Here is a 21747-nt window from a genome sequence, read left to right on the forward strand (position 1 = left end):
GCCATCGTGTCGGCATACACAGTCATTTCTGATGCCCATTGAATCGATTCGTTTTCTAGGCATCCCAGTGACCGCTTTTGGCTGTTTTCCGCCTGTCACGATCGGCCGAATGCCGCCAATCACACTGAGACGTTTAGGGCAAAATTAGGGCATATTCCAGGCCGCCGTTGTCCGCTAGACGCCATCGACACAGAACTAAAGTGCCGATTTTTCTGGCATGAAGCGGCCTAGACGTACGTAAGAAGGGGTTCGAATCCCTATCTGTACCTTTCTCGAAGGCCATGCCCAACGATCGCATTCGACCTAAAGCAGACCGTAATGGAGGGCGCGAAAAGGCCAAAAGCAGGCGGTTGTTTGAACTGCTGCGATTCCTGTTTCACAAAGCATCGCACTTCACGTCCGGCCTTGATACGCTAGGCCCAGTTTTATTGAGGATGGATTTACATGGCTAACGATCAGCCAGATGTTGAACCACAAGAGCCATCGGAAGAGACCATAGCGGCTGCTGTGAAAGGGACTTCGAGCAGAAAGTCCTTCGCCAAATTACGTCGTGAACTGAGTGATGAGGAGCTTTCCTCACCGGCTGTTCAACGAATGTTAATTGATGAAATAGAGCGTCTCGATAGTGAACGGATAAATTTAACTGAATATCGCGATAAATTTCACCTTGCAGATAAAAAATCTGCAATATTTGAAGAGCGCTTTAAGACTAAAATTTCAGTTGAGATTATTCACATCGCATGTGTAACTGTGGGGGCCGCTGCACTTGGCTTTGCACCTTCAATCTGGACAACTCAACCAGCTGCGATGATGATTGTTATTTTTGGCTCCGTTCTGATCATTGCAGGCTTGGCTGCAAAGGCAGTTAAACCATGAAGTTACGAATTCTCAGAATTGCAGATGCAGGCGATCTTAGCAAAGAGCGCATCGTGATGAAGGCGGCATCCACCTTGGATGTAGGGGAGTACCTTTTGCTTAAAGCAAGTACTTTTGAAGATAAAGTTACAACTGACGTAAGTGCTACATACTGGTTTCCTGATAAAGAAGTCAGTCCTGGCGACTTTGTCATCCTTTACTCAAAAAAAGGCGTAGATAAAGAAAAGCCTTTTAAAGAGGTAAGGTCTCACTTTTTTTATTGGCATCAACCGAAAAGCCTATGGGGCAAGGATGATGTAGCTCCTATTCTTTTGAATGCGCCAGAGTGGGACACCTTGCCAACCGAATAATCATCTAGTATCGATAAATATATAACCTTAAGTGACTAGGCTTGAATGCTCCACCGGTGACAAACGCCGGTGGAGTTTAATTGCAATGCAATGATGCCTGCTCCGTTCAGTTATATGTTACCAGCGACCACTCTTGGCCGGTAGCGGCCTGTGAGGTGACCCGGATTCGCCTCGACATGACTCTCGACGGGCCTTTGGTGTGCAATTGGTTAACCGATATCCAATTTCTTCAATCGCGCCAAGCCTTGTTTGATATGACCGGCGTTTTCACCCATGGTCCACAGTGCTCCACGGACATTTCCGCCCACTTCCTGCGCGCCTTGCTCCTCAACCAGGAGGGTCAGCTCCATAAGGGCCGCCTGTAGAGCCTGCTGGTTTTCGTACAGCCTTTCCAGTACATCTGACAGTGAATAATCACCAGGCATGACGTCGACTCCTTTCAAGAAAAACACAAGAATAGTACCGGCAGTACCAATGTCAGGCAGTTATTACAGTTTGCTTGGAAATTGCTACAAAGCGAAGAGGTTGCAGCGGATTAGCCAGTCTGGCTAGGGCGTTGGGGGAGTGCTACGCCCAATCCATCATCGGGTAGTCTGCACATCGACGGGGAATGGGGCAAAAATGGGGCAAGCCGTACGCCAATCCATGCCAATCCATGCCCGCTATGCATTTATGCAAGCAGGCAGGAATGCGCGTTACAGCCAGCAAACACGGGACTCTTCCGCCAAAACCGCCACATACCCCAGCACAATTGGCGTGTGGGAGGACAGATCGGAGACGGCTTTATTCATCGGATATAGGCAAATTCGTTGAAAGGTGTGGGGCAAAGGAAGGGCATCGGCCCGGCTTTTCCGCGATGGGCGCAAGGTTACCATGGGCGGTCCGCCCGACGCAGGCATGAAAGCCTCAAGGCTATTTTTCGTGGGTCTATGCACAAGTTATGCAATTTGGCATTTGTCTTCCGAAAAAAGATCAAGCACTATTCGCGTTATGCAAAAACGCAATGTTTCTACCGTCTTAAGAGCACTGCTCGATCAGCACGGGATCTCCCCCACGGAGCTTCACCGTCGCACCGGCGTGCCTCAATCCACTCTCTCGCGCATCCTCAGCGGGAAAATCGTCGATCCTTCGGATAAACATATCTCGAAGATTGCCGAATACTTTTCTGTGAGCACCGATCAGTTGCGGGGCCGTGCGGATGTCGCACCGGCCGCCAGCGCCGGGCGCGATCAATTGCATTCGGAACTCAAGGACATAAGCCTGTGGGACGACGATACGCCTGTCGATGACGACGAGGTGTCTGTCCCCTTTCTTCGCGAGGTTGAATTGGCTGCTGGATCAGGAAGATTCGTCATCGAAGAGAGCGAGCGCTCTAGCCTGCGCTTCGGCAAGCGCAGCTTGCGCCACAACGGTGTGCAGTTCGACCAGGCCAAATGCGTGACCGTGCGTGGCAACAGCATGTTGCCGGTACTGCGCGACGGTGCCACGGTGGGGGTGAATGCCGGTAAATGCGGGATTGGCGACATCATCGACGGCGACCTGTACGCCATCAACCACAATGGCCAGTTGCGGGTGAAACAGCTTTATCGCCTGCCGACCGGGATTCGCCTGCGCAGCTTCAATCGCGATGAGCATCCGGACGAGGACTACAGCTTCCAGGAAATCCAGGAAGAGCAAATCGTCATCCTTGGTCACGTCTTCTGGTGGGGCATGTACGCCCGCTAACCTCACCGCTGTCAGATAAAACCCGTCGCCCGACGGGTTTTTTTTCGCCTGCCGAAAACCGCCAACGCCTTTGTCTGTGGGGCTTTCATGCGTCTGTGCATTTTCAATGCATAAATAAATGCATTTATGCATTGACTGTATATGCATTCATGCATATTCTTTGTCTCAAGCCGCTCAACAAAGCGGCTCGAAACGAAGCTCTTTAGTTCCACCACAAAGGCAGCGATGAACCGGCCTCAACGGTTCAGAGGGTTGGCAACTGACCCGGGTGTGCAGCGTAAAGCACCAGAAGCAGTTATCCGGCGGGCAGGGACCGCGGTCGGAAAAACAATTTGAATGGACTCGTACCGCGCCAGTAGCGCCGAAAAGTCAGCTTCCTTTTTGACACAGGATTAAAGGAAGGCGAAGGAGCGCATTACTGAAAAGCCCGGAATGCTCCGGGCTTTTTGGAATGCCTACCTCAAGAGACATCGATTGAATCCAACACACATCACTCATCAATCACACCAGGAGGCGTGACATGACAAACGAGCAACAAGCGTTGCTGGACATGCCGATCTGGCTCGTCATCCTCCTCGCGGTAGCGGGTGGGGTGTCCGGCGAAATGTGGCGCGCCGACAAGGAGGGCGCCCGTGGCTGGTCACTGCTGCGGCGCCTGGCCTTGCGGTCCGGGGCCTGCATGATCTGCGGCGTCTCGGCGATCATGCTGTTGTACGCCGCGGGCCTGTCGATCTGGGCCGCCGGCGCCTTTGGCTGCCTGACGGCGATGGCCGGGGCGGACGTGGCCATCGGACTTTACGAACGTTGGGCCGCCAAGCGGATTGGCGTTTGTGAAGTGCCACCGCGCGATTCTCACCCCGATCAACAGTGAACTTGCTCTTATAAAGATGGGAGCGATGCTCGCCCTTTCCGCCCTAAGCGCAAGGACTGCGTCATGAAGTATTTTGTAAGTGCTATCGGTAATGACAGCAATACAGGGACGCGCCCCAGCGCTCCTTGGAAGACCCTGGATCGGGTCAACGCTCAACGTTTCCTGCCAGGGGATTCGGTGTTGTTTCGGCGCGGAGACTCCTTCTACGGCAGGATTGTGCCGTTCGGCAACCGTTCACGGAATGTGCTACCGGTGTCCTATGGGAACTATGGTACCGGCGAACTGCCGGTTGTGAGTCGCTATAAGGTCATCCCCTCTATGTCCTGGGTTGCTCAACCCAATGGTGTGTGGCGAGTTGATTTGAATGACTTGACCAAGTTCACTGGTGATCAAGAGGTGGGTGTTCAAGGCGCCAACGTAGGTTTCCTTAAACATGGCAGCAAAATCTACCCTAATAAAAAGTGGAGCGTGGCTACGCTCACTGACCAATGGGATTTCTATAGCGACAATGCACAGTACTTGTACGTCAAGCTGGTCAGTATTCCGGGTGAAATTCTGGCGCCGGTCGGTCAACGGATTATCGACTCGGTGTCGACCAGTGCCACTGGCTACCGCATCTCTGGCTTGCACTTGAAGGGCTGCTCCGGGCATGCCATTAACGGTACGTTGCAAGACACTACTATCACCGGGTGCATGCTGGGCGAACTGGGTGGCGGTGAACTGATTGGTTTCACGACACCAAACACTCGGTATGGCAATGGCGTGGAAATGTGGAATGGTTCGTTCCGTTCTCTGGCCACGGGCAATGTCATCTATGACGTGTATGACGTGGGCTGCACCCTGCAAGGCAACCTGGTCACTGCAACTTCCGGATGGAATGACTGTTGGTTCACCAAGAACCTGATTATGCGATGCAATCAGTCGTTTGAAGTCTGGGCGACAGGTACCGATAACACCACCCCAACCGAGCCGGGGTCAGGTTTTCACCGTACTGGTTTCATGGACAACATCTGTATGGACTCCGGGCGATCCTGGGGTAGTGATGTTCGTCCAGATCAAACCACCAAGACAGACTTGCTGCTATATAGCATTACGGTCCCGGATGTGGACATTACGGTGTCTGGTAACAAGTTTTACCGCGCCAAAGGTTCGTGGATTTACCGTGCAGGTGGCGTCCCCACATTGCCGTCCGGTTACGTACTCAAGGACAACCAGATCTTTCTGGAAAACGGCGTCAAACTGTTTAGCAACTTGAACTATACGTGGTCGGAGTGGGATGCGTTTGCTGCTTACATAGGCACAGGCGACGGCACTATTTGTTCGATGGTCACCGCCGCAGATATCCAACTGACGCAGCAGCAAGCCCTCTTTGGAGGAAAGACGGCCGGCGAACTGTTTGGTGTAGCGGCGGCGGCTCTGGATGACATCTCCAGCCTGCGTTCAGACTCCTTGTTCAGCGGTTTCGAAAGTCAGGCTTCAGACGTCGTCGGTGATTACTTCGCCGAGATACTGACCTTGACCAGCATGGACTCACAGGGGCGTATTGACGGTTCCTTCCTTTACCATATCGGCGGCGATTCAACGATCGATCGACGTGGCATGGGATTGGTTTCCATACAACTGAACCCAATGGTCGGTAGTTCTTACTTCAACATGGACGTGGTGGAGTTGTTGCCTTTCCGTACGGGGCCTGACTTCACTGACTTTAAAGCTGTGCTGGTTGAAGATGCATTGGCCCTCGGAGGTAAAGTCCAGGTCAAAATCTACTTCAATGTTGGTAAAGACAGTTACCAGAAGCTTAAGGTCATGCCCACCAGTATGATGATTTCGGGCAGTTCGAATGCGTCTTACCAGTTCCGTAATGCTTCTGCGCTGATCACTGCATTACCGGCAGGGGCATTGGTGGTGGCTACCGGTAACTCAATTGCCTGGCAGAAGCGACCGATGGTCGGTGTTACCGCACCCACAGCTGTACCTTTGTTTGTTGGGCAGTCCTATTTGGACACGGTTAACAAAAAGGCTTATATCGCTTTTGGCACAGCCAGTGTTGCTGATTGGAGCATGCTGAACTAGGTGACCCAGGAAGAGGAGGGGGCAGTTCCTGTTGTTCGCACAGAGGAAAATGCTGACTCTCCCAGGAACACTCTCTCGCGTAACCGCAGGACTCATCTCCGGATCCTGAAGTAATCCCCACAAAAGCCACAACGATCTCCAGCCGTCGACGCCCTGAGGTTAGCTCGAACCTGTCCGGGTGTTCGATGCCTGGAATCAACTCGCTCATTTCATTCGATCCTGGAGCGCCCTCATGAAGATCACGCCGATCCTCACGCAGCTGCGTGCGCAATGCCCGACCCTGGCCAATCGTGTGGCCGTGGGCATCGACCTCAGCACCCTGCAAGCCAACAACCCGCTCGCCACGCCTTGCGCCTACGTCGTCCCCATCTCCGATGTGGCGAGCAAAAGCGTGGCGCAAAACCTGATGCTGCAACCGATCCGCGACCGCTTCGAAGTCACCCTGGTGCTCGACACCACGGACGCCGTTGCAGCGCTGGATCAACTGCACGACCTGCGCGCCGAACTGTGGCGCGCACTGGTGGGTTTCAAGCCTGGTAACGACTACAGCGCCATCGCCTACGACGGCGGCGAAGTGGTTTCCATCAACAGCAGCCGTGTGCTCTATCGCCTGCGCTTTTTCACCGAATTCCAGCTCGGCCGCAATTTGCCGGGGCAACCGGCGCAGAGCTGGCACGAGCGTGAACTGGACGGCTTGTCGTCCTTTACCGGGGTCACCGTGCGGGTCGATGCGATCGACCCGGCGGACCCCAATCTGCAACGCCCAGGCCCCGACGGGCGCCTGGAACTGACTTTCTCTGGAGACGTAACCCCATGAGCAAACGCATCACCGTGCTGCCGGCCCCGGGCCGTGTCGTGCCGGATCCGGAAGCGGGCGATCTGTTGCCCCTCGAGGGCCGTGAAGTGCCGGACAACGCCTGGTGGCGTCGACGTCTGGCCGATGGCGATATCACTACCAAAGCCGTGAAAGCGGCGAAACCACAGGGAGCCAAATAATGGCGATCGGATTCAGCAACATCCCCGCGGACATTCGTGTTCCGCTGTTCTATGCCGAAATGGACAACTCGGCCGCCAATAGCGCCTCGTCGGCCATGCGCCGCCTGATCGTCGCTCAGGTCAACGACAACATTGCGCCGGCCGATGCCGGCAAACTGGTGCTGGTGTCCAGCGTGGCGCTGGCCAAAAGCATTGGCGGCCAGGGCTCGATGCTCGCCTCGATGTACGAAACCTGGCGCAAGACCGACCCGATCGGCGAGATCTGGTGCCTGCCGCTGCACAGCACCGAAGGCAGCATTGCCAAAGGCGTGCTGACTCTGACCGGTGCGGCGACCCAAAGCGGCGTGCTCAACCTGTACGTCGGCGGCGTTCGCGTTCAGGCAGCCATCGTCAACGGCGCCACCGCGGCGCAAGCGGCCACCGCCCTGGCCCTGAAAATCAATGCCAGCGCCGATCTGCCGGTCACTGCGGCGGCGGTCGGAGGTGTGGTCACCCTGAGCGCCAAATGGACTGGTGACAGCGGCAACGACATCAGCCTGCAATTCAACCGCCTGGGCAAGAGCAACGGCGAAGAAACCCCGGCGGGCCTGACCTCGGCCATCACCGCCATGACCGGCGGCGCCGGTGTGCCGGATCAAGTGGCCGCGGTGGCGGCGCTGGGCGATGAACCGTTCGAGTTCATCTGCATGCCGTGGTCGGATCTGTCGACGCTCAACACCTGGCAAGCGGTCATGGATGACAGCACCGGTCGTTGGTCCTGGGCCAAGCAATTGTTCGGTCACGTCTATAGCGCCAAGCGCGGCACCGTCGGCACTCTGGTGGCGGCAGGGCAAGCGCGTAACGACCAGCACATGACCATCCAGGCGCTGGAACCGGGTGTACCGCAACCGTTCTGGGTGCAGGCCGCCGCACTGGCTGCGCGCACCTCGGTGTTCATCTCGGCCGACGCCAGCCGTCCGACCCAAAGCGGCAGCCTGCCAGGTCTCGACCCGGCTCCGGCGAGCGAGCGGTTCACCCTGACCGAGCGTCAGTCGTTGCTCAACTACGGCATCGCCACTGCGTACTACGAAGGCGGCTACGTGCGCATTCAGCGTTCGATCACCACCTATCAGAAGAACGCCTACGGCCAGGCAGACAACTCCTACCTGGACAGCGAAACCATGCACCAGTCGGCGTTCATCGTGCGTCGTCTGCAAAGCGTGATCACCAGCAAATACGGTCGCCACAAACTGGCCTCCGACGGCACCCGTTTCGGCGCCGGCCAGCCAATCGTTACCCCGAGCACCATTCGCGGTGAGCTGATCGCCCAGTACGCCAAGCTCGAACTGGAAGGCCATGTGGAAAACGCCGAGCTGTTCGCCGAACACCTGATCGTCGAGCGCGACACCCAGGACCCGAGCCGGGTCAATGTGCTGTTCCCGCCGGACTACATCAACGGCCTGCGCGTGTTCGCGCTGCTCAACCAGTTCCGTCTGCAATACGACGACGCAGCCTGATCGCTGCCTTTGACTGTGTGAATTCGGCCCACCGCGTGTGGGCTTTTTATTTGAAGGGAGAAACACCATGGGTCAACTGATTGCGGGCACCTGCTACGTCAAAGTGGACGGCGCTCAATTGACCATCAACGGCGGCTGCGAAGCACCATTGATGGCCGTAAAACGGGAAACCGTCGTGCCGGGCTTCTACAAGGAAACCGACATCGCGCCGTCGTTCAAAGTGACGGCGCTGCACACCGCGGACTTCCCGCTCAAGCAACTGATCGCAGGCTCCGACATGACCGTCACCTGCGAATTCAGCAACGGCAAAGTCTACGTACTGGCCGGCGCCTATCTGGTGGAAGAGCCGGTATCCAAAGGTGATGACGCCACCATCGAACTGAAATTCGAAGGCATCAAGGGGACCTGGCAATGAGCAACGCCGTGAAGCTTCAAGTTGCGATCGAAGCCCACGGCGAGCCCTTGACCGAGCTCAACCTGCGCCGCCCGACGGTGCAGGAAGTGCGGGCGATCAAGGCGTTGCCGTACAAGATCGACAAGAGCGAAGAGGTCAGCCTGGACATGGACGTCGCGGCCAAATACATCGCCGTGTGCGCCGGCATCCCGCCGTCTTCGGTCAACCAGCTGGATCTGGCTGACCTCAACACGCTGAGTTGGGCGGTCGCGAGTTTTTTCATGAGTGCGGCGTCGGAGCCATCACCGACCTGATCGCAGTCGCCTATGACCTGGCCTGGTTCTGGAAGGTTGACCCCGAACAGATGATGGCCAGGCCACTGGATGTGCTCCGCGAATCGCTGGAGCACGCGCAACGGATCAATGCGATGCAGCAGGTGCAGTGATGGCAGACACACAAACGAAAGGGAAAACATCGGTGCTGCTCACGGGCATCGATGAACTTTCACCCAAACTCGGCGCCCTTCGGGAAAAAGTCGAGAGCTTCAAGAAAAATCTGGAGCAGACTGGCCTTGGCAAACTGGACATCAGCGGCTTGTTCAAGGGCGGTAGCGTGATCACGCCGTTCATGGATGCGATCAAGGTGTCCGACGCGTTCAAGGGCAAATTGACCGAAGTCAATGAAGCAGCCGAAGGCGTTGATTTGCCGAAAGCGCCGGTGAGCGCTACGCAAAACATGAATGTGTTCAGTCGCTCGATGGAGCAGGTGTCGATCGCGGCCAACACGGCCTTGCAGCCTGCTGTCGCGACCATAACGGCAGGTCTTCAACCGTTGTTGGTAGGATTTGGCAGCCTGCTTGATGACAACCCGAAACTGGTCGAAGGGTTGGCGGCAGGTGCCATCGCATTTTCGGCAATGCAAACGGCCGTGACCGGCGCGACGCAAGTGTTCGATCTGATGAGCATGGTGCTCAAGACCAATCCGATCATGCTGATTGCCATGGGCATTGCCATGGCGGCCGGTGTGATCATTACCAACTGGGAGCCGATTTCGACGTTTTTCGCCGGGCTCTGGCAAAAGGTTGTCAGTTTCTGGACGCCGATCAGCGGAGTGTTTGCGACAATTTTTGATCAAGTCAAAGCAGTCGTGAGTGCAGGATTCGACTTCCTCAAGGCGTGGTTTGCCTGGACGCCCTACGGAATGATCCTGAACAACTGGGGGGCCGTTGTCGGTTTGTTTGCTGCGATCTGGGATCTGCTCGTGGCACTGACCGTGCCGGTGAAGGAGAAACTGCGCAGCCTGTTCGACTGGGTGCCGCTGGAAGCCATTACCGCGGCTTGGGATCAGGTGCCTGCCCTGTTCTCGGGTTACTGGGAGTCAATCAAGCTTGGAGCGCAGGCGTTCTTTTCCTACCTCAGCGGCCTGTTCACTTGGTCGCCCCTGGACGCACTGAGCGAAACATGGGCATCTGTGGTTCAGTTTTTCAGTGAAAAAGCGGAAAAGCTCCGGGCCATTCTGGCGCCGATCCAGGAAATGCTGGGCGGTAGCTTTGGTGGTTTTGTCGCCAAAATTACCGGCAAGGTCGAAAGCTTCACCGAGGTGCAAAAGAAAACCAATGCTGAAGGCAAGGGTGAGTTTGCGCCGGCGGCGGCGTTCATCAATACCGCTTCCGAGCAGCCCTCAAACGCGCTGGCGGCTCCCGGCAGTTTGCCGCTCAAGTCGTCGATGCAGCCCGGTTCTCTGACCCAAAACTCCAACACCCTGATCCAGCAGAGCGCCGCCAACAACCGCACGCAACTCGAAGGCGGCCTGACGGTTCGCTTCGAAAACGCGCCGGCCGGGCTGCGCACCGATCAACCGCAAACCAATCAACCGGGGCTGGCGCTCAACTCGCGCATCGGCTACCGCTCACTTTCCCTGGGAGGCCTCCAATGAGTTGGCGTGACCGTTTGTTGCCGGCGTCCTTTCGGGGTGTCGGTTTCTGGGTCGATCAGGCGAAAACCCCGGTCGGTAAAAAGGGCCAGTTGCACGAGTATCCGCAGCGGGACCTGCCGTTTTTCGAGGGCCTTGGCCAGCAGGCGAAGATCCACGATCTGACGGCGTTCATCGTCGGCCCCGATTGCCTGGAGCAGCGCGACAAGCTGCTCAAGGCGTTGGAGCAGGGCAGTGGTGAACTGGTCCATCCATGGCTGGGGCGGCTACAGGTCAAGGTCGGCGAATGCGACATGACCCACACCCGCCAGGACGGCGGGCTGGTGACGTTCACGCTGAAGTTTTACCCCGATGAACCATTGCCGTTTCCGACGGCCACGATCAGCACGCAGAAGGTGCTGCTGGCCAAGGCCGACACCTTGCTGGGCTCGGCGGTGGCGCGGTTCGAAGAGGTCATGATCCGGATCCAGGCTGCGCGGATAGGTATCAACAATCTGCGCAACAGCCTGACCGGGGTGTATGACGTGATCAAGGAACAGCTCAAACCGTTGATCGAGGAGTACCGGCAGATCACCGAGCTGGTCAAGGCGGTCAAGGAGCTGCCCAAGGAAGTGGCGGCGGAATTCAAGGGCTTGCTCGGCGATATCAAATCGCTCAAGGACTTCGCGAAGGAGGGTTATCGTGGCGTGATTGCCGACGTGTCCCAACAGCTCGAAGCCATCCGCAAGGCCGATGCGCCGAAGCTCACCACCGGCAAGGACACCACGGCCGCAGCGCAAGCCATGGCCGATCTGGTACAGGACACGCTGCTGGTCAAAGTGGCGCAATGGGTCGCCTCGATGCCGGTCGCGTCGACACCGGTGAAACTGTCGTCGACACCATCGCTGGAGCAGCAGGCGAACCTGCCGGTCACCCGGCAGGAGGTGCCGGTCACCGACGATTTGAAAGCACTGCAAAAGGCGCTGGTCGAGGCGACCAACCCGATGCTGGACAAGGCCAGCCCCGCGCATTATCAGGCCATCGACGATGTGAAGCAGGCGCTGCTTGCGCATCTCAAGGCAGTGGCTTCGTCGGGTGTGCGACAGGTCAGCAAGTCTTTTCAGGAAAGCCTTCCGGCGCTGGTCGTGGCGTACAAGCAATTTGCCGATGCAACGCGGGTCACCGAAGTGATTCAGCGCAACGGGATTGCCCATCCGGGGTACGCGCCGAACGATGTGAAAGTATCCGGGAAGTGAACCATGAACGAGATGGATAACCGCGTCACATTGACGGTTGGCGGCCTGGAATACGGTGGCTGGAAAAGCGTGGAAATCACGGCGGATCTGGAGCGTCAGTTCCGCACCTTTAAGCTCAACATCACCTGGCAATGGCCGGGGCAGACCGTAGACAAGCGGATCCAGCCCGGTGACGCCTGTGAAGTGCGCATCGGCCAGGATCTGGTACTGACCGGGTATGTGTTCAAGGCCCCGATCAGTTATGACGGGCGACAGATCAGCCTGAACATCGAAGGCAGTTCTTGTACTCAGGACCTGGTGGATTGCGCCGCGACCAACCGCCCGAACCAATGGCACGAGCAATCGCTGTTGAGCATCGTCGAAGCGCTGGCGATCACCTACAAGGTCTTTGTGGTCAGTGAAATTCCCGAGACCGCCCGGCTCAGCAGTCACACCATCGTGCCGGGGGAAACGGTGTTTCAATCCATCGACCGCTTGCTGACGCTGTTCCGGGTGTTTTCTACCGATGATGCCCAGGGCCGGTTGGTGTTGGCCCGGCCTGGCAGTGGTGGCCGAGCCAGCGATGCGCTGGAGTTGGGCAAGAATATTCTGTCGGCCAACGCGCCGATGGATTACAGCCAGGTGTTTTCCGAATACCGGGTCATCGGTCAGCAAAAGGGCACGGACAAGAAGAGCGGGGCGGCAGTCAGCGAGGTTGAAGCGGTGTCTGCCGACCTGAGCTACAAGCGTCGGCGGGTCACGGTGATCAACGAAGGCATGCAGATCAATCCCGATCTGGCATTGCAACGGGCCAACTGGGAAAGCGCCACCCGCGTGGGCAAGGCCAAAACCACCACCTATCAGGTGCAGGGCTGGCGGCAATCCAATGGCGATCTGTGGCGTCATAACACGCAGGTCAGGGTCAAGGACCCGGTGCTGGGGTTCGATGAAGACATGCTGATCTCCAAAGTGACCTACTCGCTGTCGGCGCAAGGTTCGATCACCACCCTGCAAGTCGCACCGCCGCACACCTTCGATGCCAATCCCGAGCCTGCGAAGAAAATCTGAGCCTTGCACCGAACTCTGTGGGAGCTGGTGTGGCGAGGGGGCTTGCCCCCGTTGGGGTGCGAAGCGCACCTAAAACCAATCGCCGCGATCATGAGTTAGAAAACAGTCACCGGTTTTGCGACTGCTTCGCAGTCGAACGGGGGCAAGCCCCCTCGCCACACAGGCCCGCTCCCACAGTTGATCGTGTCCGGGCCAACTCTCTGAAGGAAAATCCAATGAGCCTACTGACACGCCTCCTGGCGCGCGGCACTGTCGTGCTCGCCAACTCGGCCACCAAGCTTCAATCGCTGCAAATGCGCCTCACCGCTGGCGAAGTGAACGACGACATGGAGCACTTCGAACCCTACGGATTCACCAGCAACCCACTGGCTGGCGCCGAAGGTGTCGCAACGTTTCTGGGCGGTGATCGCTCCCACGCCATCGTGCTGGTGGTCACTGACCGTCGCTATCGCCTCCAGTCCCTGGCCGCGGGAGAAGTGGCGATCTACACCGACGAAGGCGACAAGATCCACTTCAAGCGCGGGCGGATCATCGATATCGAAACCGCCACCCTGAATATCCGCGCCAGCAGTGCAGTCAACTTCGACACACCCGTAATCAATCAGACCGGAAAAATCGTCTCCACCGGCGATCAGATTGCTGGCGGCATCAGCCAGATCAAACACGTGCACGTCGGCGTGCAAGCGGGCAGCGGCCAGACCGGCGTACCGGCGGGAGGGCAGTGATGTTGATCAGCCAGAACCTCCACGCCGCACTGACCCGTGCAGTGCTGATCAGCCTGTTCACCTGGCGCCGCGCCGCCGATGACGATGCCCTCGACGATGAAGAGCGTTTCGGCTGGTGGGGCGACAGCTTTCCTACGGTGGCCGACGACCGCATCGGTTCGCGGTTGTGGCTGTTGCGCCGGGTCAAGCTGACCCGCCAGACCCAGATGGACGCCGAGTTCTACGCCCGCGAAGCCCTGCAATGGCTGATCGACGACGGCCACTGCAGCGCCATCGACATCATCAGCGAACGCCTCGACGCCCAGCGCCTGAACCTGCGCACGGTCCTGACCCTGGCCGACGGCGAGCGCCTGGACATCAACCCTGATAACAGTTGGCAGGTGATCTATGCCGTTTGAAACCCCTTCGCTGCCGGTGCTGATCAAACGCACCCAAAGCGACCTGGCCAGCGATTCGCTGCGCCAGTCCGATGCGCAAGTGCTGGCCCGCACCCTCGGTGGCGCCGCCTATGGCCTGTATGGCTATCTGGACTGGATCGCCGAGCAGATCCTCCCGGACAAGGCTGATGAATCGACCCTGGAACGGATCGCCGCACTACGCCTGAACCAGCCGCGCAAAGCCGCACAAGCGGCCAGCGGCAGCGTCAGCTTTACCGCCAGCGCCGGTGCCGTGCTGGACGTCGACACCCTGCTGCAATCGAGCGACGGTCGCACCTACAAAGTGACCGCCGCGCGCACCACCAGCAACGGCCTCAACAGCACCACCATCGCCGCGCTCGAAGCCGGCAGCCTGGGCAATGCCGAGGCCGGTCTGGCGCTGATTCCGGTGCAGCCGATAGCGGGGATCGCCGGCAATAGCTTTACCGTGCTGGCGCCGGGACTCAACGGCGGTGTGGCGCGGGAAAGCCTGGAGTCACTGCGCTCGCGGGTGATTCGCTCCTACCGCATCATCCCCCACGGCGGTTCGGCCCAGGACTATGAAACCTGGGCCCTGGAATGCCCTGGCGTGACTCGCGCCTGGTGCCGTGGCGGTTTGTTGGGGCCGGGCACGGTCAGCCTGTTCATCATGCGTGACGACGATCCGCAGCCGGTGCCGAACGACGAACAACTGGCCGAAGTCCAGGCCTACATCGAGCCCCTGCGTCCGGTCACCGCCGAAGTGCATGTACAGCGGCCGGTTCAGGTACCGGTCGTCTATCACCTCAGCGTGAATCCCGACACCACGGCAGTACGCGCCGCCGTCGAAGCGCAATTGCGAGACCTGCATAACCGTGAAGCCGACCTCGGCCAGAAGTTGTTGATCAGTCACATCCGTGAAGCCATCAGCAGCGCCAGTGGTGAATACGACCACTCACTCACCTCGCCCGTCGCCGATGTCCCCGCCAATCAAAGCGAATTGCTTACGTTTGGAGGTTGCATATGGGGGGCATAAGAACCGCCGCGCAATACCACGCCCAACTGCGCAGCCTGCTGCCCAGCGGGCCGGCCTGGGACCCCGAACAAGTTCCTGAACTCGAAGAAGTGCTCGAAGGCGTCGCCCAGGAACTGGCCCGCCTCGACGCCCGTGCCGCCGACCTGCTCAACGAAATGGACCCGGCTGGCGTCAGCGAGCTGGTGCCCGACTGGGAGCGGGTGATGAACCTGCCCGACCCGTGCCTGGGCGCCACCCCGTTGTTCGATGACCGCCGACTGGCCGTGCGCCGCCGCTTGCTCGCAGTCGGCAGCCAGGCCATCAGCTACTACATCGAAATCGCCAAGAGCCAGGGTTATCCCAACGCCACCATCACCGAATTCGAAGCCCCGCGAATGGGACGGGCGCGGTTTGGCGCGGCGCACTTCGGGACCTGGCAGGCGCAGTTCATGTGGACCCTGAATACCGGTGGGAGATTGTTGCTGGGGCGGCGTTTTGGCGCGAGTTATTGGGGCGAGCGTTTCGGGGCTAACTCAGGCAACGCCCTTGAATGCTTGATACGCCGGCAGATTCCGGCACACACCGTTTTACACATCAATTATGACTGAGAGGTAAGAACATGGATTTTCCAATTAGCGCGCCCGGCATTGGGCTGGTAGGCGGCAAATTTGTAGATGAAAACCCATTGCTTGGGACGCCGGGATCCTTGATTCCTTCCCAGTGGGGCAATGCGGTCACTGAAGAAATACTCAATGTGATTTCTGCGGCGGGCCTTGCCCCGGATGAGGAAAGTAACAATCAACTCATTGCCGCCATCCGTCTTGTAAATAAACAGCCGACCCTTCTCACGGATACTGGCGCGGCCAATGTGTATTCGGCAACTAACTCCCCAGCGTTAACTGCGCTTCCAGGTTCTGGCTACTTCCAGCACCTTGTAATCGCCCATGCCAATACTGGCGCATCGACCTATGCGCCTGATGGTTTTGCAGCCAAACCGATTTATGGTCTGGGTTTGCAACCTCTTCAAGGAGGCGAGTTGCCCGTCGGTGTGGCTGTGCTGATGTACCTGGTACAGGCTGAGGTAAACGGTGGCAACGGCGCATGGATCATCATCGAGTCACTTGGAGGAGCCTCCCAGATTGCCCCGGCGACGAAAAGTCAGCATGCCATTCAGCTCGGCCAAGCAAGCAGCCTGTTCGCCCCACCAATCGGGGAAATGAAGTGGTTTTCCACCATGGCTCCCCCTGCCGGGTTCATGGCAGCGGATGGGGCATCGGTATCGCGCACTACTTATGCTGACCTGTTCAACGCCATCACCGCACGTCCAACCGGCAACGTGACGTCCGGTAGCAACAGCATTTCCAGCGTGACCAGTCCATCATCGATGTGGGTTGGCATGCCAATCAGCGGCACCGGAATTCCAGCAGGCGCAACTGTAACTGCTGTCGGCGCCAGTACCATCACGTTGTCCGCAAACGCCACGGCCACGGCCACTGGCGTTACCGTGGCCATATGTCCATTCGGTGTAGGCAACGGGTCGACTACGTTCAATGTGCCGGACGGGCGAGGAAAAGTCCCACGGGGTTGGGATGGCACTGCCGGCCTCGATCCTAGCCGGGTATTCGGCAGTTATCAGGCCGACATGATTGCATCCCATACGCACGATTACGGTGCGGCGGTAAACGTGCAGTCAGGCAGTGGTAATACTGTCGTTCAAGGTGGTGCTACCGGTGTAGCTGCAACACGGGCAACAGGCGGTGTTGAAACTCGCATGAAAAACCTTGCGCTTCTGGCATGTGTTAAATACTAAGGGGAACGCCTATGCTCGTATTTTGTTACCACCCTGAAACCTTCGAATACACCGGCATGACCGACGCTTTCGAATCGCCTTTGGAGCCGGGTATTTTCTTGATCCCGGCAAATGCTACGAAAGTAGAACCGCCTGCGTTCAATAGTGTCGCTCAGATTTGCACGTTCAACGGATCCGACTGGACTATCACCAATCGTCCGGAGCCGGAGCCGATCCAAACCCCAGAAGAGATCCGTGCCGCGAAAATGGCAGCCATCCTAGGCAAGCGCGTAGACGAGCTGTCCACTTCTGATTGGATGATAATCAGGCATCAAGACGAGTTACTGGCCGGCGCAACACCAACACTGACAGCCAGCAAACTCAAAGCCGTTTTGGATTATCGTCAAGCGCTTCGCGATCTGCCGACAGCTGATGGCTTTCCTGAGTGCAGTCTGCCAGTGCTGACGTGGCCGACCTCCCCGTAAACGAGCCCGCAACTCAGATGACCGCCTTGAGCGGTTTTTTTCGCCTGGAAAAAAGGGGGTATTCGAGCAGGTGGCCCCGGACACTGTGAGTAAGTGATCGGTTCAACTGGGGTAGGTCGTGGGCCTGGTTACCGTTAGCGTTACCAGCCTCAGCGCCGACAACACGCTGGCCTATAGCTCCGGCCAACTGAGTCTCGGATCCAGGCGAGACAGTGCTTGCGTGCGATGCCTCCGATTGCCTGTAAATCCTAACGGAGCGAGGTGAAGATAAGGTAGCATTCCGGCCCCCATAAGTTATCGTCAGGATATTACCTTTCATGGACAGTAAGGGCATGATCGACAGCCTGACTTCGCTCCGTTTTTTCGCAGCTTTCGCCATCGTATTGCATCACGCGAAGGGGCTGGTTTTTTCCAGCGAATTCCTAAGTGGGCTTCCACTATCTTCTGGTGTAAGTTTTTTCTTTGTGCTGTCAGGCTTTATACTTAGTTATGTGTACTCTAGTAAGATGGCATATGTAGGGCTTTATAATTTTTATACTTCGCGATTCTCAAGGATATGGCCTGCGCATATTTTTACGCTGATGTTGGTTGTGGTCTTATTTCCTGCGCCTGATTGGGTGCTTGGTGCTAAGGATGGCTGGCTAGTGGCCTTGCTTAACATTTCTCTTCTTCAGTCTGCTGTTCCTGTTCCAGCATACTATTTTTCATTTAATGGCGTTTCTTGGAGTATCTCTACGGAGCTGTTCTTCTATGCGGTATTTCCATTGTTGCTTTCAGGTCTGAATAAAAATTGGCACTTTAAACTGGCGGTTTTGCTTATTCTGGGCTTGGTGTTCTCTTATATTATCGATCTGTCCGGTGTGAATTATTATGCTCCAGATAAATTGACAGAATTTTCGGCGCACGGCTTGGCCTATATTAGCCCGCTATTCAGGGTTCAAGAGTTTTTCATGGGGATGCTGCTATTTAAGGTGTTTGACTATGTCAAGGGGTGGAAGGGATTCGGATTTGCTCTGTGCACCGTGCTTGAGGTTTTGTGTGTAGCTGGTATTGTGTTTTTGACGCAGGGCATTGTGGAGGCTTCATATTCGCTAGCTGGGATTGCGATTACTTCATATTCGCTTGTTGGAATTGCGAATAATGCTTCCGGTGAGTTCTTGTCGCACGTCGCCCTTGGGTTGTTTTTTGGTTTGGTGGTGGCTTGTTTTGCCATAAACAAAGGTTTTGTGTCAAAAATTCTAAGGCATCGGTTATTTGTAGTTCTTGGTGAAATAAGCTTTTCAATGTATTTGATTCATCAGATTGTTTTCAGGCTCTATTATGCGCACAAGCTTATGTTTGAGTCTCTGCCAAGAAATGTGGTTTTTCCCTTGCTTGTAATTGCAATTTGTTTGTTTTCATATGGTATATGGCGATTTATTGAGCTGCCAGCCCAGGCCAAACTGAAGAATATTTTTTCTAAGCTTGATCGCAAGAAGGAGAGCCGAAGCTCAGCTTCATTAACCTAATCAAATAATTCCCAAGACCCGCTCCGGCGGGTTTTTTTACGCCTGGAGAAAAGTATGCCCATCACCGCGCAGCAACTGCTGCTGATCCTCCCCAACGCCCGCCAAGTTGCGGGCTTTTTTGTGCCCGTGCTCAACACCGCTATGCGCAAGTACCAGATCATCACGTCCGTGCGTATAGCCGCGTTTATCGCCCAGGTTGGGCATGAGTCTGGCCATCTCAACTATGTGAAGGAGCTGGGCAATAGCCAATACCTGAGCAAATATGACACCGGCGCCCTGGCCGCCCGCTTGGGCAACACTCCGGAATCCGACGGCGACGGTCAAAAATACCGTGGCCGAGGCCTGATCCAGATCACCGGGCGTAACAACTACCGCCAATGCAGTCTCGGCCTGTTTGGGGACGAACGTCTGCTGGCTCTGCCTGAATTGCTGGAGCAACCGCAATGGGCGGCCGAGTCCGCCGCCTGGTTCTGGGAGCAGAATGGCCTGAATGAGTTGGCCGATCGCGACCAGTTCAACAGCATCACTCGCCGTATCAACGGCGGGCTGAACGGGTTGCAGGATCGTCTGGAAATCTGGGCGCGGGCGAGGGCGGTGCTATGCCAGTCTTCGGTCTGAACGGCTGGCGATTGATCGGTCTGCTGGTGCTGGCCGGTTGTTCGGCGGCGCTGGCCTGGCAGTTTCAGGATTGGCGCTACGGCCGGCAACTGGCGGAACAGGCCAGGGTGCACGCCGAGAGCCTTAATCAACTGACTCTGGCGACCGCCACCGAGCAACAGGCCGAACAAAACAGGCGTCTGGCCCTGGAGCAACGACTGTCAGCCAGTGAACAAACCCATTATCGAGCGCTTAGCGATGCTGAACGTGATCAAGGTCGCCTGCGCGATCGTCTTGCCACTGCTGATGTGCGCCTGTCAGTCCTCATCGATGCCCATGACGCTGCCTCAACCTGTGCAGTGCCAGCTGCCTCCGGCACCGGCGGCGTGGATCATGGCGCCGCGAGAGCCCGACTTGACCCGGCGCATGCTCAACGAATTATCGCCATCACCGACGCAGGCGATAGCGGACTGATTGCCTTGCAGGCCTGTCAGGCCTATGTCAGGGCTCTGGCTCACTAACATTTTGATCGATCCTGAACCTTGCAAGTGCGATTCGCTCGTGTACGGTAGGCCTCATTCCGCTCGATCAGGAGAGAGCCGTGAAAGAGATCACTCATCTGGCCGATCTACTCGGCAGACGCTTGCAGCTTCTCAATGCCCACGTCACTGCCGCCGAGTCCTGCACCGGCGGTGGGATCAGCGAGGCGATCACCCGCATTCCGGGGAGCTCGGCGTGGTTCGAGGCCGGTTATGTCACCTACTCAAACCGTCAGAAAACCCAACAATTGAATGTCCCGGCCGAGTTGTTTTCAACCGTCGGGGCGGTCAGTCGCGAGGTGGTCGAGGCCATGGTCCGAGGCGCACAGGAAAAAAGCCGGGCGCGTTTTGCCGTGGCGGTCAGCGGTGTGGCGGGGCCGGATGGCGGTTCGCCGAACAAGCCCGTGGGCACGGTGTGGCTGGCCTGGGGTGTCGGTGAGCAGGTGTTCAGCGAGGTCCAGCACTTTGCCGGTAACCGCGACGAGGTCCGCCGACAAACGGTGAAGGCCGCGCTAGAGGGGCTGCTGCGGCATACCGCTGGAGAAATCTCAAATCAGGGGTAGGCGATCCTGAAACGCTGTGGAATAATACTGGCTACTTATACAGGTGTTGGCCGTCAGGCCTTATTGATTACGTGAGGACTTTAATGGACGACAACAAGAAGAAAGCCTTGGCTGCGGCCCTGGGTCAGATCGAACGTCAATTCGGCAAGGGTGCCGTAATGCGTATGGGCGATCAGGACCGTCAGGCGATCCCGGCCATTTCCACTGGCTCTCTGGGTCTGGACATCGCGCTCGGCATTGGCGGCCTGCCAAAAGGCCGTATCGTTGAAATCTACGGTCCTGAATCCTCCGGTAAAACCACCCTGACATTGTCGGTGATCGCCCAGGCTCAAAAAGCCGGCGCGACCTGCGCATTCGTCGACGCCGAACACGCTCTCGACCCTGAGTACGCCGGCAAACTGGGCGTCAACGTCGACGACCTGCTGGTTTCCCAGCCGGACACCGGCGAGCAGGCCCTGGAAATCACCGACATGCTGGTGCGTTCCAACGCCGTTGACGTGATCATCGTCGACTCCGTGGCCGCTCTGGTGCCAAAGGCTGAAATCGAAGGCGAAATGGGCGACATGCACGTGGGCCTGCAAGCCCGTCTGATGTCCCAGGCGCTGCGTAAAATCACCGGTAACATCAAGAACGCCAACTGCCTGGTGATCTTCATCAACCAGATCCGCATGAAAATCGGCGTTATGTTCGGCAGCCCGGAAACCACCACCGGTGGTAACGCGCTGAAGTTCTACGCATCGGTTCGTCTGGACATCCGTCGTACTGGCGCGGTGAAAGAAGGTGATGAAGTCGTCGGTAGTGAAACCCGCGTCAAAGTCGTGAAGAACAAGGTGGCTTCGCCGTTCCGTCAGGCCGAGTTCCAGATTCTTTACGGCAAGGGCATCTACCTCAACGGTGAGATGATCGACCTGGGTGTGCTGCACGGTTTCGTCGAGAAGTCCGGTGCCTGGTATGCCTACAACGGCACCAAGATCGGTCAGGGCAAGGCCAACTCGGCCAAGTTCCTGGCAGACAATCCGGAAATCGCCGCGACTCTCGAGAAGCAGTTGCGCGACAAGCTGCTGACCCCGGCACCGGACGTCAAGGCTTCGGCCGTCAGAGAGACCGAAGACGACCTGGCTGACGCTGATATCTGA

24 protein-coding genes and 1 pseudogene are annotated in these 21747 nt (G+C 57.3%); 24 read left to right on the forward strand and 1 reads right to left on the reverse strand.

The window, feature by feature from the left end:
• The first annotated feature begins 444 nt into the window (after positions 1-444).
• Both AC1DQM_RS17080 and AC1DQM_RS17085 read left to right on the forward strand, forming a co-directional pair.
• Positions 445-876: a hypothetical protein gene (locus tag AC1DQM_RS17080; RefSeq protein WP_477746554.1), complete on the forward strand. Its 432-nt coding sequence runs from the start codon at positions 445-447 to the stop codon at positions 874-876.
• Positions 873-1226: a hypothetical protein gene (locus tag AC1DQM_RS17085; protein ID WP_477746555.1), complete on the forward strand. Its 354-nt coding sequence runs from the start codon at positions 873-875 to the stop codon at positions 1224-1226. Before AC1DQM_RS17080 ends, AC1DQM_RS17085 begins: the two co-directional genes overlap by 4 nt.
• Before the next feature lie 209 nt (positions 1227-1435).
• On the opposite strand, the gene AC1DQM_RS17090 is transcribed toward AC1DQM_RS17085, so the two are convergent.
• Positions 1436-1651: a hypothetical protein gene (locus AC1DQM_RS17090; protein ID WP_477746556.1), complete on the reverse strand. Its 216-nt coding sequence runs from the start codon at positions 1649-1651 to the stop codon at positions 1436-1438.
• Positions 1652-2216: 565 nt separating this feature from the next.
• On the opposite strand from AC1DQM_RS17090, the gene AC1DQM_RS17095 reads away from it, so the two are divergent.
• From AC1DQM_RS17095 to recA, 22 genes and pseudogenes are all read left to right on the forward strand, one after another.
• The gene (locus AC1DQM_RS17095) at positions 2217-2951 is read left to right on the forward strand and encodes an XRE family transcriptional regulator (RefSeq protein ID WP_477746678.1); all 735 of its coding nucleotides are present in this window, start codon (positions 2217-2219) and stop codon (positions 2949-2951) included.
• A gap of 520 nt (positions 2952-3471) precedes the next feature.
• Positions 3472-3822: a phage holin family protein gene (locus tag AC1DQM_RS17100; protein WP_064620035.1), complete on the forward strand. Its 351-nt coding sequence runs from the start codon at positions 3472-3474 to the stop codon at positions 3820-3822.
• 63 nt (positions 3823-3885) lie between these two features.
• Complete coding sequence (locus tag AC1DQM_RS17105; RefSeq protein WP_477746557.1) at positions 3886-5895, forward strand: hypothetical protein; 2010 nt, start codon at positions 3886-3888, stop codon at positions 5893-5895.
• A gap of 232 nt (positions 5896-6127) precedes the next feature.
• Positions 6128-6712, forward strand: a complete 585-nt coding sequence (locus AC1DQM_RS17110) for a phage tail terminator protein (RefSeq protein ID WP_477746558.1) — start codon at positions 6128-6130, stop codon at positions 6710-6712.
• Positions 6709-6891 carry a DUF2635 domain-containing protein gene (locus AC1DQM_RS17115; protein ID WP_007907211.1) on the forward strand — a complete coding sequence of 61 codons (183 nt, stop codon included), beginning with the start codon at positions 6709-6711 and terminating at the stop codon, positions 6889-6891. The genes AC1DQM_RS17110 and AC1DQM_RS17115 overlap by 4 nt, the downstream gene beginning before the upstream one ends.
• A complete protein-coding gene (locus tag AC1DQM_RS17120) occupies positions 6891-8387 on the forward strand; it encodes a phage tail sheath subtilisin-like domain-containing protein (RefSeq protein ID WP_064620025.1) in 1497 nt (498 codons plus the stop codon). The genes AC1DQM_RS17115 and AC1DQM_RS17120 overlap by 1 nt, the downstream gene beginning before the upstream one ends.
• A gap of 67 nt (positions 8388-8454) precedes the next feature.
• A complete protein-coding gene (locus tag AC1DQM_RS17125; protein WP_018926973.1) occupies positions 8455-8802 on the forward strand; it encodes a phage tail tube protein in 348 nt (115 codons plus the stop codon).
• Positions 8799-9095 (forward strand): phage tail assembly protein, encoded by a 297-nt coding sequence (locus AC1DQM_RS17130; protein WP_018926972.1) that lies wholly within the window; start codon positions 8799-8801, stop codon positions 9093-9095. The genes AC1DQM_RS17125 and AC1DQM_RS17130 overlap by 4 nt, the downstream gene beginning before the upstream one ends.
• 130 nt (positions 9096-9225) lie before the next feature.
• A pseudogene (locus AC1DQM_RS17135) lies at positions 9226-10726 on the forward strand (phage tail protein).
• On the forward strand, positions 10713-11948 hold the full coding sequence (locus AC1DQM_RS17140; protein WP_477746559.1) for a DNA circularization protein: 1236 nt from the start codon (positions 10713-10715) through the stop codon (positions 11946-11948). The pseudogene AC1DQM_RS17135 and the gene AC1DQM_RS17140 overlap by 14 nt, the downstream one beginning before the upstream one ends.
• 3 nt (positions 11949-11951) lie before the next feature.
• Positions 11952-12995, forward strand: a complete 1044-nt coding sequence (locus tag AC1DQM_RS17145; RefSeq protein ID WP_477746560.1) for a phage baseplate assembly protein — start codon at positions 11952-11954, stop codon at positions 12993-12995.
• Positions 12996-13210: 215 nt separating this feature from the next.
• Positions 13211-13720: a phage baseplate assembly protein V gene (locus AC1DQM_RS17150; RefSeq protein WP_064620009.1), complete on the forward strand. Its 510-nt coding sequence runs from the start codon at positions 13211-13213 to the stop codon at positions 13718-13720.
• Positions 13720-14118, forward strand: a complete 399-nt coding sequence (locus tag AC1DQM_RS17155) for a phage GP46 family protein (RefSeq protein WP_003222234.1) — start codon at positions 13720-13722, stop codon at positions 14116-14118. Before AC1DQM_RS17150 ends, AC1DQM_RS17155 begins: the two co-directional genes overlap by 1 nt.
• A complete protein-coding gene (locus tag AC1DQM_RS17160) occupies positions 14108-15151 on the forward strand; it encodes a baseplate J/gp47 family protein (protein ID WP_477746561.1) in 1044 nt (347 codons plus the stop codon). Before AC1DQM_RS17155 ends, AC1DQM_RS17160 begins: the two co-directional genes overlap by 11 nt.
• On the forward strand, positions 15139-15738 hold the full coding sequence (locus AC1DQM_RS17165) for a YmfQ family protein (protein ID WP_477746562.1): 600 nt from the start codon (positions 15139-15141) through the stop codon (positions 15736-15738). Before AC1DQM_RS17160 ends, AC1DQM_RS17165 begins: the two co-directional genes overlap by 13 nt.
• Positions 15739-15749: 11 nt before the next feature.
• Positions 15750-16940 carry a tail fiber protein gene (locus AC1DQM_RS17170; protein WP_477746563.1) on the forward strand — a complete coding sequence of 397 codons (1191 nt, stop codon included), beginning with the start codon at positions 15750-15752 and terminating at the stop codon, positions 16938-16940.
• An 11-nt stretch (positions 16941-16951) separates the two neighbouring features.
• Positions 16952-17404, forward strand: a complete 453-nt coding sequence (locus AC1DQM_RS17175; RefSeq protein WP_477746564.1) for a phage tail assembly chaperone — start codon at positions 16952-16954, stop codon at positions 17402-17404.
• Positions 17405-17736: 332 nt separating this feature from the next.
• Complete coding sequence (locus AC1DQM_RS17180) at positions 17737-18912, forward strand: acyltransferase family protein (RefSeq protein ID WP_477746565.1); 1176 nt, start codon at positions 17737-17739, stop codon at positions 18910-18912.
• Between the two features lie 54 nt (positions 18913-18966).
• Positions 18967-19530 carry a glycoside hydrolase family 19 protein gene (locus AC1DQM_RS17185; RefSeq protein WP_477746566.1) on the forward strand — a complete coding sequence of 188 codons (564 nt, stop codon included), beginning with the start codon at positions 18967-18969 and terminating at the stop codon, positions 19528-19530.
• Complete coding sequence (locus AC1DQM_RS17190; protein WP_477746567.1) at positions 19512-20030, forward strand: lysis system i-spanin subunit Rz; 519 nt, start codon at positions 19512-19514, stop codon at positions 20028-20030. Before AC1DQM_RS17185 ends, AC1DQM_RS17190 begins: the two co-directional genes overlap by 19 nt.
• Positions 20031-20110: 80 nt before the next feature.
• On the forward strand, positions 20111-20611 hold the full coding sequence (locus AC1DQM_RS17195) for a CinA family protein (RefSeq protein WP_019647843.1): 501 nt from the start codon (positions 20111-20113) through the stop codon (positions 20609-20611).
• Positions 20612-20694: 83 nt separating this feature from the next.
• Complete coding sequence (gene recA, locus AC1DQM_RS17200; RefSeq protein WP_007940559.1) at positions 20695-21747, forward strand: recombinase RecA; 1053 nt, start codon at positions 20695-20697, stop codon at positions 21745-21747.

The organism is Pseudomonas sp. 01L34 (genome assembly GCF_056400265.1).

Bases quoted from the DNA above. Each gene is read 5' to 3' on its own strand.
- AC1DQM_RS17145 (WP_477746560.1), top strand. From the start codon at position 11,952: ATGAACGAGATGGATAACCGCGTCACATTGACGGTTGGCGGCCTGGAA.
- AC1DQM_RS17080 (WP_477746554.1), top strand. From the start codon at position 445: ATGGCTAACGATCAGCCAGATGTTGAACCACAAGAGCCATCGGAAGAG.
- AC1DQM_RS17175 (WP_477746564.1), top strand. From the start codon at position 16,952: ATGCTCGTATTTTGTTACCACCCTGAAACCTTCGAATACACCGGCATG.
- AC1DQM_RS17185 (WP_477746566.1), top strand. From the start codon at position 18,967: ATGCCCATCACCGCGCAGCAACTGCTGCTGATCCTCCCCAACGCCCGC.
- AC1DQM_RS17150 (WP_064620009.1), top strand. From the start codon at position 13,211: ATGAGCCTACTGACACGCCTCCTGGCGCGCGGCACTGTCGTGCTCGCC.
- AC1DQM_RS17155 (WP_003222234.1), top strand. From the start codon at position 13,720: ATGTTGATCAGCCAGAACCTCCACGCCGCACTGACCCGTGCAGTGCTG.
- AC1DQM_RS17180 (WP_477746565.1), top strand. From the start codon at position 17,737: ATGATCGACAGCCTGACTTCGCTCCGTTTTTTCGCAGCTTTCGCCATC.
- AC1DQM_RS17095 (WP_477746678.1), top strand. From the start codon at position 2,217: ATGCAAAAACGCAATGTTTCTACCGTCTTAAGAGCACTGCTCGATCAG.
- AC1DQM_RS17100 (WP_064620035.1), top strand. From the start codon at position 3,472: ATGACAAACGAGCAACAAGCGTTGCTGGACATGCCGATCTGGCTCGTC.
- AC1DQM_RS17085 (WP_477746555.1), top strand. From the start codon at position 873: ATGAAGTTACGAATTCTCAGAATTGCAGATGCAGGCGATCTTAGCAAA.
- AC1DQM_RS17130 (WP_018926972.1), top strand. From the start codon at position 8,799: ATGAGCAACGCCGTGAAGCTTCAAGTTGCGATCGAAGCCCACGGCGAG.
- AC1DQM_RS17125 (WP_018926973.1), top strand. From the start codon at position 8,455: ATGGGTCAACTGATTGCGGGCACCTGCTACGTCAAAGTGGACGGCGCT.
- AC1DQM_RS17115 (WP_007907211.1), top strand. From the start codon at position 6,709: ATGAGCAAACGCATCACCGTGCTGCCGGCCCCGGGCCGTGTCGTGCCG.
- AC1DQM_RS17165 (WP_477746562.1), top strand. From the start codon at position 15,139: ATGGGGGGCATAAGAACCGCCGCGCAATACCACGCCCAACTGCGCAGC.
- AC1DQM_RS17110 (WP_477746558.1), top strand. From the start codon at position 6,128: ATGAAGATCACGCCGATCCTCACGCAGCTGCGTGCGCAATGCCCGACC.
- AC1DQM_RS17140 (WP_477746559.1), top strand. From the start codon at position 10,713: ATGAGTTGGCGTGACCGTTTGTTGCCGGCGTCCTTTCGGGGTGTCGGT.
- AC1DQM_RS17120 (WP_064620025.1), top strand. From the start codon at position 6,891: ATGGCGATCGGATTCAGCAACATCCCCGCGGACATTCGTGTTCCGCTG.
- AC1DQM_RS17090 (WP_477746556.1), bottom strand. From the start codon at position 1,651: ATGCCTGGTGATTATTCACTGTCAGATGTACTGGAAAGGCTGTACGAA.
- AC1DQM_RS17105 (WP_477746557.1), top strand. From the start codon at position 3,886: ATGAAGTATTTTGTAAGTGCTATCGGTAATGACAGCAATACAGGGACG.
- AC1DQM_RS17170 (WP_477746563.1), top strand. From the start codon at position 15,750: ATGGATTTTCCAATTAGCGCGCCCGGCATTGGGCTGGTAGGCGGCAAA.
- AC1DQM_RS17160 (WP_477746561.1), top strand. From the start codon at position 14,108: ATGCCGTTTGAAACCCCTTCGCTGCCGGTGCTGATCAAACGCACCCAA.
- recA (WP_007940559.1), top strand. From the start codon at position 20,695: ATGGACGACAACAAGAAGAAAGCCTTGGCTGCGGCCCTGGGTCAGATC.
- AC1DQM_RS17190 (WP_477746567.1), top strand. From the start codon at position 19,512: ATGCCAGTCTTCGGTCTGAACGGCTGGCGATTGATCGGTCTGCTGGTG.